Here is a 14,965-nt window from a genome sequence, read left to right as displayed (position 1 = left end):
CCTGCTGAAAAACACTTGGGTTTATGCGTTTATGCCTTGTAATATAAGTTCTTTTAAAAATCATCGTTATAGCTTTAATTATTTTATCAGTATGTTTGATAACGAAACAAACACACAATAAACTTAAATTAATCCAAGAACATGAACATGACCAAGAAACTTTTGTTTACAGCGCTCGTTGCATCATTTACCCTAAGCCTATACTCTTGTAAAACAAAAAAGCTTGCAGCTAAACCGGCTCCGGCTCCTGTTGAAAAACCTGCACCGGTTGAAGAGAAAAAGCCGGCTCCGGCTCCTGAAAAAGAACCGGAAAAACCTGCACCGGTTGAAAAACCTGATTTTAACCTTGATAATATACAGTTTGAATTTAATTCATTTGTATTGAAAACCTCATCGTTCCCGATTTTGGATAAAGCCGTTAACGAAATGAAAAAAGCACCAGAAACCAAGTTTGTACTTAATGGTTATTCATCAGCAGAGGGAACACCAGAGCACAACCTGCAATTATCTGTTGACCGCGCCAATGCAGTAAAATCATATTTTGTAAACGCCGGTTTAAACGGCAGCAATTTTACGGTTGTTGGTCACGGAGAGAAAAACCCAATTAGTAGCAACGACAGCGAAGAAGGCAGAATATTGAACAGAAGAACCGAGATTAAGGTTCAGAATTAAACTTACTTAGACCTTGCACGCGTTAAAAACCTGCAAGGTCTGATCTTTTATATTTATTTCTGATAAACCCGCACATATTCTACTTCCATCCGGTTTGGGAAGCGGGTATCTTTCAGGTCGCCCCCATTCATCCCACCCAAAGCCAAATCGAACAAGATATAGTGTTTTTGTCTAAAAGGATGAAACGTTGTCCCGTTTTCGTTCTCCAGCTCACTCAGTAAAGTTTTATTCAACAAAACATTATCGACGAAAAGGCTGATTGCTTCTTCGTCCCAATCCATTCGCCAGGTATGAAATTGTGAGGCCCATTTTTTTCCACCAAGTGAATCAGTTGATTGGGTATTGCTAAACCATTTAGGCTTACCGTTTTTACCCATACTGGCAATATTGGCCAATAATTTGCCCCGGTAATATTCCATAATATCAATTTCGCCATTGGCAGGCCAGTGGCCTTTAAGGCCTAAAGTCCAGAATGCAGGCCACAAGCCAGCAGAAATATCGATCTTAGCGCTCATTTCGAAACGGCCATATTGCCAGCTTTGCAAATCTTTAGTGATAATGCAGGCTGAAGTATACTCGATATTTTGAGGCTTCTTACGCCAGTCTTTACTCCCTGCAACATATAATGGATTAGGTTTCTGTTCTTTCCGCGCTTCGATGATCAGTTTCCCGTTTTTACAAAAAGCATTTTCGGCCTGGTACCACTGTAATTCTTCATTCCTTACAAAGCCATTTTCGTAGGTCCAGTTTGCCGGATCAGGTGGTCCATCCTTTTCAAATTCATCATTCCAAACCAATTTATAACCCTCGGATGCGTATTGATTGGCAATATTGTGCATTTTCTTTACCGCACAAGACTGCATAATCATTGCGAATGATAACATAAGGCAGGTTCGAAGTTGCTTTTGCATACTATTTTAAGAAATTAGGAAGGTACAATAAAAATACTTGATTGCGACAATATAGATAAAGTAATTGGGCAAAGGGTTTAACCGATTGGTCTTAGAGAGAAGCCACGTAAAATGAAGCGATGTTTTGATGGGCTAAAACAGGGCTAACGCCTAACATTCCTTATTGTTAAATCTTAAAAAAGCTCCCCAATTGCACAAGGCAAAGGGGAGCAAGAAAAATTAATTATCATAACAGAATGGCTAGTAACCAGGGTTTTGCAAAAACGATGGAAGTTTTAATATTTCGCTCTGTGGAATGGGCAGCAAATAATTTGCCGGGCGAAAATTATGCCTCCTAATGGAATTTGTAATCTGGTAATTGTACGAGTTACCATCAGTAGAAGTAGACGTTGTACCCGTTTTAGGTGTAATCATCATTACTTTATTGAAGGCATTTTCTGTTACTTCAGCAATTTTCCACCTTCTTTCATCGTAAAAACGCATATCTTCAAAAGCCATTTCGGTACGGCGTTCTTTAATAATTACGTCTCTGAGTTCAGCCTGACTAATGCCTGCTTTTATACCAAACCTGGCATCGGTGCCAGGCAAGATACCTGCACGTTCCCTGATCTTGAAAATATAGGTAAGTGCATCGTTAACTTGCCCCAATTCGTTCAATGCTTCGGCATAGTTTAACAATATTTCTGCATACCTCATTAAAGGATATCCCCTGTCGGCAGTTGCGCTTCCACCCCAGGATACATTCACATCGCACATTTTACGGCCATAATAACCAGAGGTTGTTCCAATGCCTGTACCATCACTAGGTGCATTTACATAGGTAAAAACCGGTGTTTGAGCCCCACTATTATTGGCAAACGATGAACCATTGTAGATCACAGTGTAACCAAACCTTGGATCGCGGTTAACATATGGATTGGCAGCATTATAACCTGAAGTTGGGTCTGTAATCTGCTTGCCATTACGCATATCGAACTGATCGACCAGGTTCTGAGTTGGTGTTGAATAATACCCCCCACTCCTCGACGGAGGAAGAAAATGACCTTCAAAATCCCTGTTTGGTGCCTGTGTATAAGTAAATATCAATTCGCTGTTTGCCCTGCTAATAAAGGCTTTATAAAAGCCATAACCCGGGGCTGTGGTATTGTCCAGTACGAGATCGTATTTATTCATATCAATTACATCTTTAGCGGCTTGTGCAGCTTTTGCCCAACGGGTAGCGTCGTAACTCGGATAGGCAATTATACTCGCAATTGCACCCGTTTTAACGATACCACCTCCATTAAACAGCGGACTTGCAGCAGTGAGCAATACCCTCGATTTTAATGCAAGGCACATCCCTTTGGTAATTCTTCCGTAATCCTGATCCAGCTGATCTAAAGGGAGATCTGCCGCAGCCGCATTGCATTCGCTTACGATATAATTGATACAGTCTTCGAAATTGTTACGTGGGATATCGATGATATCATCTTTATCAAATAACTTATCGCCTAAAAGTGCTATCCCCCCAAAAGATTTTACCAGGTAATGGTAATACCAGGCGCGTAAAAACCTGGCCTCTGCTGCCACACGCTTTTTTGTTACCTGTGCTAAAGGCGTAGACGGTAATTTAGAGAGGAACAGATTTACCGCCCGGATCTGTAAATAAGGCTGAACATAAAAATCGGTTGTTGTACCTTTTACCACATTTAATGGGTTTACATTACCCGAATACAGAATTACAGCATACTGTCCTGAACCGCTATAACGGTATTCTGCATCATCGGTGGCTTCGTCAAGATTTCCATGACTATCCCAACGGCCTTTATTAAATGAAAAGCCACGCCCCTGGTAAATCCCATTTAAAAAGCCTAATGTTCTTACGCTATCGCTAAACACGACCGATGCATCCTGTCCGACATTTTGCTGATCGAGGTAACTGGTTGCTTTTTTGCAGGACATTAATCCCACTAAAATTAAAACAATTAAAATATATCTTTTCATAACTTAAACTTAAAATGTTACCGATAAACCCATATTGTAAAGCCTTTGCGGCGGATAGTTGGTGTTTGTATTGTAACTTGATATTTCCGGATCGTATTCGTACAACGAACCAAGTTTGGTCCATGTAATTAAATTGGTCCCGTTTACATATATTCTTGCTCCTTTTAAATGCACTTTATTTACCCAGTTCTGTGGAATCCCATAACTAAGTTCTATCGATTTTAGCCGCAAATAATCACCTCTAACATTCCAAAAATCGGATGGTGCGGTAGGAATGGAAATCGAATTTGGTGAGGTTGATAATATAGGATATTTGGCATTCTGACCAAGTTCAGGAGTCCAGCTTTGTTGGTGGATAGCCTGAAAGTTTGATCCAAAAGCCTGGATAGATTCCCTAACCCCTGCCACATTAAAATTCAATGCCCCCTGGAACAACACATTTAAACTTAAGGTTTTATAATTTGCGCTTAAATTAAAACCCACAATGGTATTGGGTGTATTGGAATAACCGAAATAAGATTGATCAGCATCGGTAATCACCCCATCGCCATTTAAATCGGCATATTTAAGATCGCCTGGTTTTGCACCGGTAAGGGGTTTGGCACTATTGGCCACATCAGCAGCATCCTGGTAAAAACCTAAAAATTTAAACTGCCTTGGTGTATTAATTGGATTGCCGGTATACCGTTGGTAAGGGAAAAGTGGCAAAGCCTCATCCTGGAAAACGATTTTATTTTTAGCTACCGATATGTTACCGCCAACACGGTAATTAAAATCTTTACCTATTTTATCGTTATAGGCAAGCTCCAGCTCAAAGCCCCTGTTATTTGTTTTCCCGAGGTTAACCGGAGGCAAAGCCTGTCCAAATACATAAGAAACTGTTCCCCTGTTGGTTAAAATATCGTATCTGTCATCATTAAATACATCGAGTGTAGAAGTGATACGCCCCTTAAACATGGTTAAATCCATACCGATATTGAGTTTCTTCACCTTTTCCCAGGTTACATCAGCATTGGCCAGGCGGCCTTCAAATATGGCAGTATAAGCATTATGAGACGTTCCGAATGATACGGTACCGCTGTTGTTATAAGTTTGTAAATAAGCGTAAGCATAGTTACCGATATCGTCTGTTCCAACAAGACCATAAGATGCCCTGAACTTTAAACGATCGATAAACTTAATATTTTCTTTAAAGAATTCTTCTTCCGAAATGTTGTACCCGATTGATCCGGCAGGGAAAAAGCCATATTTTTTACCAGCAGCAAAAACTTCTGTTTTATTGTACCCCACATTAAATTCGGCCAGGTATTTTCCTTTATAATCATACCCTGCCCGACCAGAAAAACCACTGGTTGGAACCGGTATAAAATTTAATACCCGGCTTGTATTGGTGGCATCGTTATATCCAAAATAAGTTCTGTTGTTATATAATACCAAACCCGATACGTGATGCGAACCAAAAGTACGATCGTAGTTCAGCGAAGCCTGGGGGTTAATCGTTCTGGTGGTAGACCCCGGGTTATAGTTTAATGAATAAAAACCTACCCTAAAAACATTTGGATCTTTAGGGGTATAACTTCCGTCGGCTGGATTGTAAATAAAAGCAGGATAAGTTCCTCTCGACAGGCCCCTGGTGTAAGAGTAAGTACTGCCATAAGCAATAGCTCCCCTTAAAGAAAGTCCCTTAGTAATAAAATCGAGTTTTTGTGTGGCCGCAGCGTTGATATTCATGTTGTTTTCGAAATCCCTGCTGTACCCGCCAAGCGTTAATGCCTGTACAATATTTGGTGAAGAGTAACGGCCCGGTTGCGCATAACTGTACCCATAGCTTCCATCAGGATTGTAAATAGGATAAGCAAAAGGTGCCAGTGTTAAGTAACTGTTATAGAAATAAAATATATTCTGGATACCGTTAATGTTTGGAATTACCGGACTATTTCTCTGTCCGATGTTTCCAAATAGATCGAGTTTAACATTTAAGGTTTTTGTGGCTTTAATATCGATATTAGAACGGTAGTTGTATCTTTTGTAGTAAAAGTTATTGTTTACATCCTGACCAGAACTGAAGTCATTTAAGAGACCATTCTGATTAATCATGCCCACCGAAGCGAAATATTTCACGATATCGTTACCACCGCTAATGTCAAAGTTGTTACGCCATTGATAGCTAAACTTACGGAATAAAACATCTTTCCAGTTTACATTGGGATGGCCATAAGGGTCGTCGCCGGTTCTCCAATGTTCCAGATCTGCATCGGTATACAAAACGGGTAGGCCATCGTTTATTCTAGCCTGGTTGGCAAGCTTGGCCGATTCGTAAGCGTCAAGAAATTTGGGCAATCTTGTAGGTTGCGAGAGGGCATATTCGCTACGGAAAGTAATATTTGGAGGACCTACAGCACCTCGCCTGGTGGTAACCAAAACTACACCATTAGCACCTTTTATACCATATACAGCGGTTGTAGATGCATCTTTCAGGATACTTAAGCTTTCAATCTCATTTGCATCTAAACGGGCAAATTGCGCATAGGTAAACTCAATATCATCTACAATAATAAGGGGCTGATTAGATCCGGTATAGGAACCTGTTCCGCGGATAAAAAATGTTGCCCCATCAGATCCGGGCTGTCCGCTGGTTTGCTGCGAGCTGAAACCCGGCAACCTGCCAGCCAACGTGTTCTGTAAACTGACTGAAGGGTTTCTTCTGATTTCCTGACCTGACACCGAGCTTATTGCACCGGTTAAGGTAGCTTTTTTAGTGGTACCATAACCTACAACCACCACTTCTTCTAAACCCTTAACATCAGCTTCTAAACTTATATTAATGGTGGTCGATTGGCCAACGGTAACTTCCTTGGATAAGTAACCAATAGCATTAATCACCAAAATGCGACTCTTTCCCCTTAGGGTAATCCGGAATTTACCATCGATACCGGTTGATGCCCCATTACCAGGAACATCTTTCTCAATAATAGTTGCCCCCGGAATGCCCCCGTCTTTATCGCTAACCTGGCCTTGTACATTAACATTTTGTGCAAATAACAATTTCGACAAAATGGTGAAGGCTAAAAGGAATATATATTTTCTCATAAATTCTTTCATTTCTAACTTATTTTTAATCGTTACCAACCTTCATTCTGTATCAGGCTTCTATTCCTGATCACTTCTGAATAAGGAATAGGCATCAGGTAAAACCGTTGATTAAATGTTGTATTGCTTACTGTTGATGATGCATAGGTTAAGGCACCTGTTGCCGACTTAGTAATTACAGTACCATGAAGAGAACCGTTTAAAACCTGTCCGGCTATTTTCCAGCGCCTGATATCCCAGAAACGCTGCTCTTCAAAAGCCATTTCAATCCTTCTTTCATTTTGAATGAACGTGCGCATATCAGCCTGAGACATCCCATCTTTAACACCATAGGCATTTGCCCCTGTACCGGCAGTAATACCGGCCCTTGAGCGAAGGGCTCTCAAAGGTGCATAAGCATCAGCGGTTCTTCCCACTTCATTTAAGCACTCTGCGTAATCAAGCAATACTCCTCCATAGCGAAAAATAATATAGTTGTGATCCTGAGTGCCATAGGCTGTTGCATTAGAAAAATCGGCCATGTATTTTTTTAAGTAGTAACCTGTTCTGGTTTGTACGGCTACGCCACCCGGCTTATCTTTGCCACCTTCAAATGTTTCTACATTACGGCTCAACCATTTTATGCCATTATAGAAAACGGTGTTGTCTAATCTTTTATCCCTGCCTGCATAAGGGTTGCTTGCCACATAACCGGAAGCAGGATCTGTGATACTTAATCCGTTCAACATCGGGAATGCATCTACCAGTTCCTGTGTAGGGCTGGTTAAACCATTGCTTAAAGGTGTGGTAAAGCCCATCGGAGCATTGTTTGTTTCTATATCGAAAGTTTTTGCTCTTTGTTTTGCCAATATTACCTCTGTATTTTTTCTACCAATAAAAACAGCATTAAACGTTGTGGTAAGCTGGTATGCATTTAAATTAATAAGATCTTGTACCGCATTTAATGCCAAGGTCCATCTTCCGGCATCGAATGTTGGGTAACCTGCCAAAGCTTTCTTTACCGGATCGCTAGCCGTTCCTCCGCCGTTAAACAGCGGACTTGCAGCATACAGCAACACTCTTGCTTTTAGTGCATATGCGGCACCTCTTGTTATTCTGCCCAGGTCTGAATCAGCCACAGGTTCAACACGCAATAAACCTTTAATGGCATCACATTCGCTTACCAGGTAATTGATACATTGCTCGAAAGTATTCCTTGGAATTTGTAAATTATCATCCGGCGTTAATACTTTATCGCCTATCAATGGTACACCTCCATACCTTTTGATCATCTCAAAATAATTCATGGCCCTGATAAAACGGGCTTCAGCTTTCCAGTACTGAATTGTTTTTGGTGCATTGGCATCAACAGGAACCACGTCTACATTGGCCAGGAAATCATTAGCAGCACGAATTGCCCGGTAGGCATTTGCCCAGTTATCATCCGGATTATTGGTCGAATTTAGCCTTCCGTTTTTATAATATTCAACCACCCTGTTTTGTGCCGATGGAAGGGCATCGTCACTACCGGCATCAAGGAAATCGCCAACAGTATTGTCGCCATCTGCCCTCACCCTGTTAAAACCATCCGGTAATGAAGTATATAAATCTGAAAGCACTTGCCTGGCAAAATCGCCGTTTTTATCAAGCGGATCATAAACATTATCTCTTTTAATTCCCTGCAAAGGAGTTTCTTCATATTTTTTGCATGATGCCATTCCTATCAGGATCACCATCAAAACCATTATTCTAGTATTCATCTCTTTAAAGATTAAAATTTAACACTTAAGCCTCCATTAATCACCCTTTGGATTGGATATACCCCTCCATTCGTTTCCGGATCTACCCGGTCAAATGAAGCACTTGTAAACAAGTTTGTACCATTTACAAATAATCTGATGCCCGAAACTTTTACTTTATTGGCAAAGCGAGATGAAATGGTATAACCCAGCTCAATATTTTTTAACCGCAGGTAATTACCGCTGTGCATCCAGAAAGAAGACACGATGTTGTTGTTAAAGTTGTTACCAACTGTAACCCTCGGATAAGTTGCCGTTGCCGCAGTGGCCGGGGTCCAGCGATCTAAATTATGCTCGTAAGCCTGCCCAAAACCACCGTTCTGAAATTCCCATTCGCTGTTACCGGTTAACAACAGGTTCCTATTGGCAACACCCTGTAGCAATACACTTAAATCGAAACCTGAATAAGAGAAACCTATATTCGCCCCATAATAAAACAATGGCTTATCTGTACCGATTTTGGCCTGGTCGAACTGATCGATTATGCCATCGTTGTTTAAATCCTTATATTTAATATCTCCCGGAACCGGATTATAGCCCGCAATTTTGGCTGAAGCATTAATTTCTGCCTGCGATTGAAAAAGTCCATCGGCAATATAACCAAACGGCTGGCCAACAGGCTGACCGGTACGGCTTTGATAACTGTATTCCCTGAACACTTCGTTCTGGTAAATTACTTTTGATTTTAAAGTACTGGCATTACCGGAGACGAAATAGCTGAATTTGCCTAAAGATTGCTGCCAGTTTAACTGAAGTTCAAAACCGCTATACCGGTTTACACCAATATTTAAGTTTCTAACGGCTGTACCAACAATGGTTGACAGATTGGGTGAAGTAAGCAGGTCTGAATATTTGTTGTTGAAATATTCGGCCTGTAAAAACAAATGGTTGTTAAATAAAGTACTTTTTAGCCCTAAGTTTAACTTATCTCCTTTTTCCCAGGTTACATTTGGATTTGCCAATACATCCTGGCGCAGTGCTGAACTGCTTGAAGCACTGGTACCGAAGAAATATGAACTCGGGCTACCTACGTAAAACTGTTGGAAAACAAAATAACCAGCAGCATCGTTACCCGTACGGCCGTAGCTGGCGAACAGCTTAAGGTCGTTTAGCCAGGATAACTTAGGCATGAACTTTTCTTTGGTAATTGTCCAGCTTAAACCCGCAGCCGGAAAAAATCCCATTGGCGACCCTTTCGGATACCTGTTGGTGCGGTTAAGACCAAATGCTACTTCTGCGGTATAACGCTCATCGAAACTGTAGGCCGCACGACCAGCACCTCCATAATAATTCAAGCCAAGATCCGGACCACTGTTTACATTGTCGCTGGTTGCCCTGATCTGGGCATCAATTTGGTGCAAACCAAAATTCCTTTTGTAACCGATTGCCGCCTCCAGGTATGATTGCCGGTTCTGGTAATCTATTGAAGTACTGTTGTTCTGTGTACCATTTGTACCGAAAACCTGGTAAGTTGCTGTTGAACCTGTTCCTGTTTGCTTGGAAACTGCAAAAGATTTACTTCTATCAGTATTTTCCGATATGCCGGAATAAAATGAAACCAATGCCTGTGCCCATAAGCCGGGTATCACATCATCTAGATTTCTTCTTAAAGTTAAATCTGTAATAATATCCCTTCTGTAATTTAAGCGGTAACCGGAGCTAACAGTTTGCGCATAGATATTATTCTGGAACTGGGTATTGCCTCCATAGCTGCCATCGCTGTTAAACACGGGATAGGCATTGTTTGGGGTATTGAGTATAGAGTTAAAAATATTGGCCGCAGTACTTCCGGGCTGAGTGTAATTCCCAATCCGGCCAAAAAGATGCAGACCTAAGGTCATTTTAGGGCTAAGGTTAATATCTACGTTAGAACGTACCGTATAATTACTAAAGCTGGTGTTGGTAGAATACTCATTCAGGTCATTTTCTTTAAACTGGCCTTTTTGATTCTGGTATTCTAAACCAACGTAGTACCTTGCTGTAGTTCCTCCTCCGCGAAAATTAAGATCGTAACGGCTAAATGCCGATCTGTCTTTCAATACCTGGTCCTGCCAGTTCACATCGGGATGACCAATAGGGTCTGATCCTGTCCTGAATGCCTCCAGATCGGATGGTGTGTAAACAGGCAAATCGCCACTATTTACCCTTGCCTCATTATATAAGGTTGCATAATCAAAAGCATTTAAGGTTTTTGGCATTTTTAACGGGCTCTGAAAACCAGTTTGGGCGGTTAATGAAATTTGCTGGGCACCAACAAAACCTCTTTTTGTTGTTATTGCAATTGCACCACCTGATGACCTAAGCCCCAACATGGCCGTAGAAACCGCATCTTTAAGTACAGTAACCGACTCTATTTCTTCAAGATCGATCATCGTAAGATCTCTTGGTATCCCATCAACAAGAACGACCGGATTTTGACCCCTTAAGGATACCGTTACCTCTTCAAGTCCGGGGCGCCCACTGGTTTGATTTGTGTATAAACCCGCTAAACGGCCTGTTAAGGCATTCTTAACACTCGTTACCGTTGATTTAATAAGATCGTTATTGTATACCGCCTGCGTAGATGATGTGGTGAGGTTCGGCGCTACTTTAATATCATTGGTTAACACCACTTTTTTTTGCTGCATCACCATGATGTTATTACCGTCAATGCGAATAATCTGATTTAGATTTCCGTTGGCAACATATTCTTTCAGCAATTTGCCATTGTACTCAACACGTATAATGTCATTCTTTTTCGAATTGAGTTTTGCCGTTCCGGAACTGTCTGTTTTAGCGTTGTTTTTCAGGCTGATGTTTGAAACATCTGCACCTGGTAATGGGAAATCATTCCCATCGAGGATGGTAAACATAACGCTTTTAAGTTGGGTGGTATCCTGCCGGTTTATTACTTTCAGCGGGTTTGCATAACTCTGATTACCTAAACTCAGAAAGGCCCATGCTATCAATATGAAGCCCAGTTTTTTAAGTGTTTTTTCTCCACTCATGATTTTATGTTAGTTAGTTGGTTGTATTGCTCCATACACCGCCTATTTTTAGCAGGTGATTATCAGGCAATATGATGTTGGTTTATAAATTCAGGATATGGCAAAGCCATGGCCATTCATATTGTCTTTGAATGGTGCTTTTGTATTGTCCTGAATTATTTTAAGATTGGGAAATTCGATAAGGTACAATCGAACAAGATCAGTGTAAATATTCTTTCATATTGTTAGTTAGTTTAATATTGAATAGGACAAGACATTTTTAGGGTAGATAAAAAAAATGGGTTCAGTACCATTAGTCTGATCTGCTATAAAAATTACTCATGGAATAAAGTTTGGTTTTAAACAAAGTAACCATTTATTATCCCCATTGAGTGAGGGGCAATTCAGTAATAATTGGGGGTTAAATTGTTATTTTTTGTTAAATCACAGCTTCTAACCCCCAAATCATTGCTTTTTTAAGCGTTTAATCTACGTTTATTTTTTTTAATGTGTTTAAGATTGGCTGTTCAATTGCTTTTAAGGTAGTTTGATCAGGCTTAATCAGCTCTAAAACAGCAATGTCATTTTTGCCTTTTTTTAACCATTCCTGAGGAATATAAAGCGTTTGTTGCGGACCAATTGCCCAGTACTTTCCTAAGTTATGTCCGTTAACCCAAACCACTCCTTTTCCCCAATCGCTCATATCTAAATAAGTATCTGCAACAGTTGAAATATAGAAAGTACCTTTTTGAAGTGTGGGCCCGTTGCCTGCATTTTTAGGTGATGCAAGCTTGGCATTATAACCATTAATGTTGCTGAAAGGGAAACTGTACATCGACCAGTTTTTAACTTCAGTACCTTCAAAAATTACCTGTTCGGTAATTCCTTTCCTGTTTTCTAACAGGTATTTGCCAAAATTTATCCTGCCCATATTTTCTACAAAAATATCGAGCTGTACATCGCCTGCCGGAAGATTTAGCGAAAGTGTATTTTGGTTTAACCTGCGGTCTAAAATCCCTACCCTTTTTTGGTTGACAAAAACAAGCGCATAATCACGGAGTTGTTTAATCTGCAGCTCTCCTTTCTTTCCTCCTTTAATGGTTGTACGATAAAGCACATAACCATAATCCTGGCTTAGCGCTTCGAAGGTTAAAGGGCCGGTACTTTTTACCGCTTTTGGCAGTACACTGAACAGGGGCAGCTTACTGCTCAATTTAAAAGGTGCTATAGCCATGCTTGGTTTTGCTGCCGGAATTGGCGGCAAGCTTTGCCCCGCCGGAAGGTGTTTTTCTATCACACTTCTAAAGGCCCTGAATTTTTCAGTTACATTTCCGGCTTCGTTTAAAGGCGCATCATAATCATAGCTGCTGGTTTGTGGCTCGTAAGGCGAAATATCTTTGTAGTTAGCTCCATTCATAAAAACGCGGGTGGTACCTCCATGGAACATGTACATATTAATGGAAATACCCGCTGCCAGAACCGAATCTAACCTGTTGGTATATTCTTCTGCCGGAACAGTGTGGTGTGCTGTTCCCCACCAATCGAACCATGCAGGGTACCATTCTGCAATAAAATACGGACCTTTGCCTTTATGGTTTTCATTTACCAAAGCCCTGATTTTTGCCGGATTATCGATCCCGTTTAATGCCGGTAACAATCCTTCTAAATGTCCATCTTTTACGTCTGCTGCAGGATCGCAGGTATAAAGCAATCCGTCGAAACCCGCTTCAATAAACATCTTCCGATTGATATCCAAATAGTTTTTATCAGCTGCATAAGAGCCATATTCGTTCTCTACCTGCACCATAATAATGTTACCACCATGGTTAATCTGTAGCGGAGCCAATTGTTTACCAACTTCAATAATATATTTCTTATATTCCTCTAAATAGTGTTGTTCGGTACTCCTCACTACCAGCCCTTTTTCGTTTTGTAACCAATAAGGGTAACCGCCAAACTCCCACTCTGCACAAACGTATGGACTTGGCCTCAAAATAACCCAGAGGCCTTCTTGTTGGGCAATTTTCACAAATTCGGCGATATTATTATTCCCTGAAAAATCGAACTTCCCTTTTTGTGGCTCATGCAGGTTCCAGAATACGTAGGTACCGATAGTATTTAAGCCCATTGCTTTCGCCATCTTCATGCGTGCCCGCCAGGCCTCTTTTGGCACGCGCGGGTAATGCAGCTCACCAGAGATAATCTGAAAGGGTTTGCCATCTAATAAAAAATCTTTTTCTCCAAGCTTAAACGTATGTTTAGCTTGCTGGCCAAAAGCCGATAAAGAGAAACTTATCGCCAGTAACCATAGTAATTTTACTTTCATCTATAAAAGTTGTTTTTAAGACGATCGGAATTTTGGGCAAAAAGAGTCCCATTTTGCGTATTTTTACGCATCCATCATCCAGGTTTATATAAAAATTTTGCTTTTTTTCTTACTTTTTAAACACGCTCAGATCCCATTCATCTGCCCAGTTTATTGAAATTTTATCCTGTTCAAATTTGATCGGCAACCATAAATAACGACCATCAATTGCATTTTTTGGTACCCATTTATCTGCCATAAAAATAAATTCGCCCTTTTTGCCCGGTACCGGTAACACATGGGTACTCTGCCCACCATAGGTTAGCTTAGCTCCTTCACCCTGGCAAGGATTTCCCATATAAGTCCAGGGCCCCCAGATCGAGTTTGCTTTAAACCACCTGGCCGGATTTGGTGCCCAGCCTGTACAACCAGAACCAATCATATAATAAGTTCCATTTTTCTTAAACAATGCTGGTGCTTCGGTTTGCTGTCCTACATAAATTCTGATAAATTTTCCGGTATGTCCTAAATAATCCGGGGTTAGCTCGGCCAAATGCAAGGTAAAATTCTCTTCTGACGAAAATACATGATAAGCCTTTCCATCGTCATCCACGAAAACGGTCATATCTCTGGCCATTTGTCCGCCAGGAAAATCCCTGCAGAAAAAACCGTCACTTTTATTGGCTGGCTGCTCGCAGTTAACCTTATCGTTTTCGGCGGTACCTGCAGCATAAAAAGGCATTTTACCAGGATTCGGACGATAGCTCTTAATAAAAGTATAGGGTCCGGTTGGGCGATCGGCAACGGCTACACCCGATCTGGCTGCTGCATAACCTTTACCCAAAAGCTCTAAGTGAAACCACATTACAAATTTTTTGGTTTTCTTATTGTATACCACTTTTGGCCTTTCGAGGATACAGCCTTTGGCAATATCGCTGGTCAAATCTTCAGAAACCGACAAGGCAATGCCTTCATCTTTCCAGTTGTACAAATCTTTTGATGAATAGCAATGCACACCAACCTGTGCCGTATTTCCTTTTTCCCCTTCAATTTTATGCTCTCCAAACCAATAATAAATGCCTTTATGCTCCACAATCCCTCCGCCGTGGGCGTTGATATGAACACCTTTGTCATCCTTCCAAATTTTACCTGGCGTAAAAGAGGTATAGGTTTGCTGCGCAGAAACATCACTACCTAAGCCCAAACCAAGGGCTATAAATCCTAAAACAAAACTGATTCTCTTGTTCATCATTTTAATCA

Annotated in this window: 8 protein-coding genes; 1 reads left to right on the top strand and 7 read right to left on the bottom strand. The window is 40.9% G+C overall.

Features of this window, described 5'->3' with window-relative positions; all coding sequences use genetic code 11:
* Positions 1-147: 147 nt before the first annotated feature.
* Entirely contained in the window at positions 148-672 is a 525-nt protein-coding gene (locus GGQ60_RS12700; protein WP_308421147.1) for an OmpA family protein, read from the top strand.
* A gap of 53 nt (positions 673-725) precedes the next feature.
* On the opposite strand, the gene GGQ60_RS12695 is transcribed toward GGQ60_RS12700, so the two are convergent.
* From GGQ60_RS12695 to GGQ60_RS12665, 7 genes are all read right to left on the bottom strand, one after another.
* Positions 726-1,556 (bottom strand): glycoside hydrolase family 16 protein, encoded by an 831-nt coding sequence (locus GGQ60_RS12695; protein WP_260300596.1) that lies wholly within the window; start codon positions 1,554-1,556, stop codon positions 726-728.
* A gap of 267 nt (positions 1,557-1,823) precedes the next feature.
* The gene (locus GGQ60_RS12690; protein WP_183764536.1) at positions 1,824-3,566 is read right to left on the bottom strand and encodes a RagB/SusD family nutrient uptake outer membrane protein; all 1,743 of its coding nucleotides are present in this window, start codon (positions 3,564-3,566) and stop codon (positions 1,824-1,826) included.
* A gap of 9 nt (positions 3,567-3,575) precedes the next feature.
* The gene (locus tag GGQ60_RS12685) at positions 3,576-6,656 is read right to left on the bottom strand and encodes a SusC/RagA family TonB-linked outer membrane protein (protein ID WP_183764534.1); all 3,081 of its coding nucleotides are present in this window, start codon (positions 6,654-6,656) and stop codon (positions 3,576-3,578) included.
* A gap of 32 nt (positions 6,657-6,688) precedes the next feature.
* Complete coding sequence (locus tag GGQ60_RS12680; RefSeq protein WP_183764532.1) at positions 6,689-8,395, bottom strand: RagB/SusD family nutrient uptake outer membrane protein; 1,707 nt, start codon at positions 8,393-8,395, stop codon at positions 6,689-6,691.
* 11 nt (positions 8,396-8,406) lie between these two features.
* Entirely contained in the window at positions 8,407-11,421 is a 3,015-nt protein-coding gene (locus GGQ60_RS12675) for a SusC/RagA family TonB-linked outer membrane protein (protein ID WP_183764530.1), read from the bottom strand.
* Between the two features lie 463 nt (positions 11,422-11,884).
* Positions 11,885-13,726: a glycoside hydrolase family 35 protein gene (locus tag GGQ60_RS12670; RefSeq protein ID WP_183764528.1), complete on the bottom strand. Its 1,842-nt coding sequence runs from the start codon at positions 13,724-13,726 to the stop codon at positions 11,885-11,887.
* 109 nt (positions 13,727-13,835) lie between these two features.
* The gene (locus GGQ60_RS12665) at positions 13,836-14,957 is read right to left on the bottom strand and encodes a glycoside hydrolase family 43 protein (RefSeq protein WP_221235943.1); all 1,122 of its coding nucleotides are present in this window, start codon (positions 14,955-14,957) and stop codon (positions 13,836-13,838) included.
* Positions 14,958-14,965 lie beyond the last annotated feature (8 nt).

It is taken from the genome of Pedobacter zeae (assembly GCF_014196715.1).
In the GTDB taxonomy this organism is placed as follows: Bacteria; Bacteroidota; Bacteroidia; order Sphingobacteriales; family Sphingobacteriaceae; genus Pedobacter; species Pedobacter zeae.
Note: the sequence above shows the minus strand (reverse complement) of the source record. Positions and strands in the feature narration are given on the sequence as shown.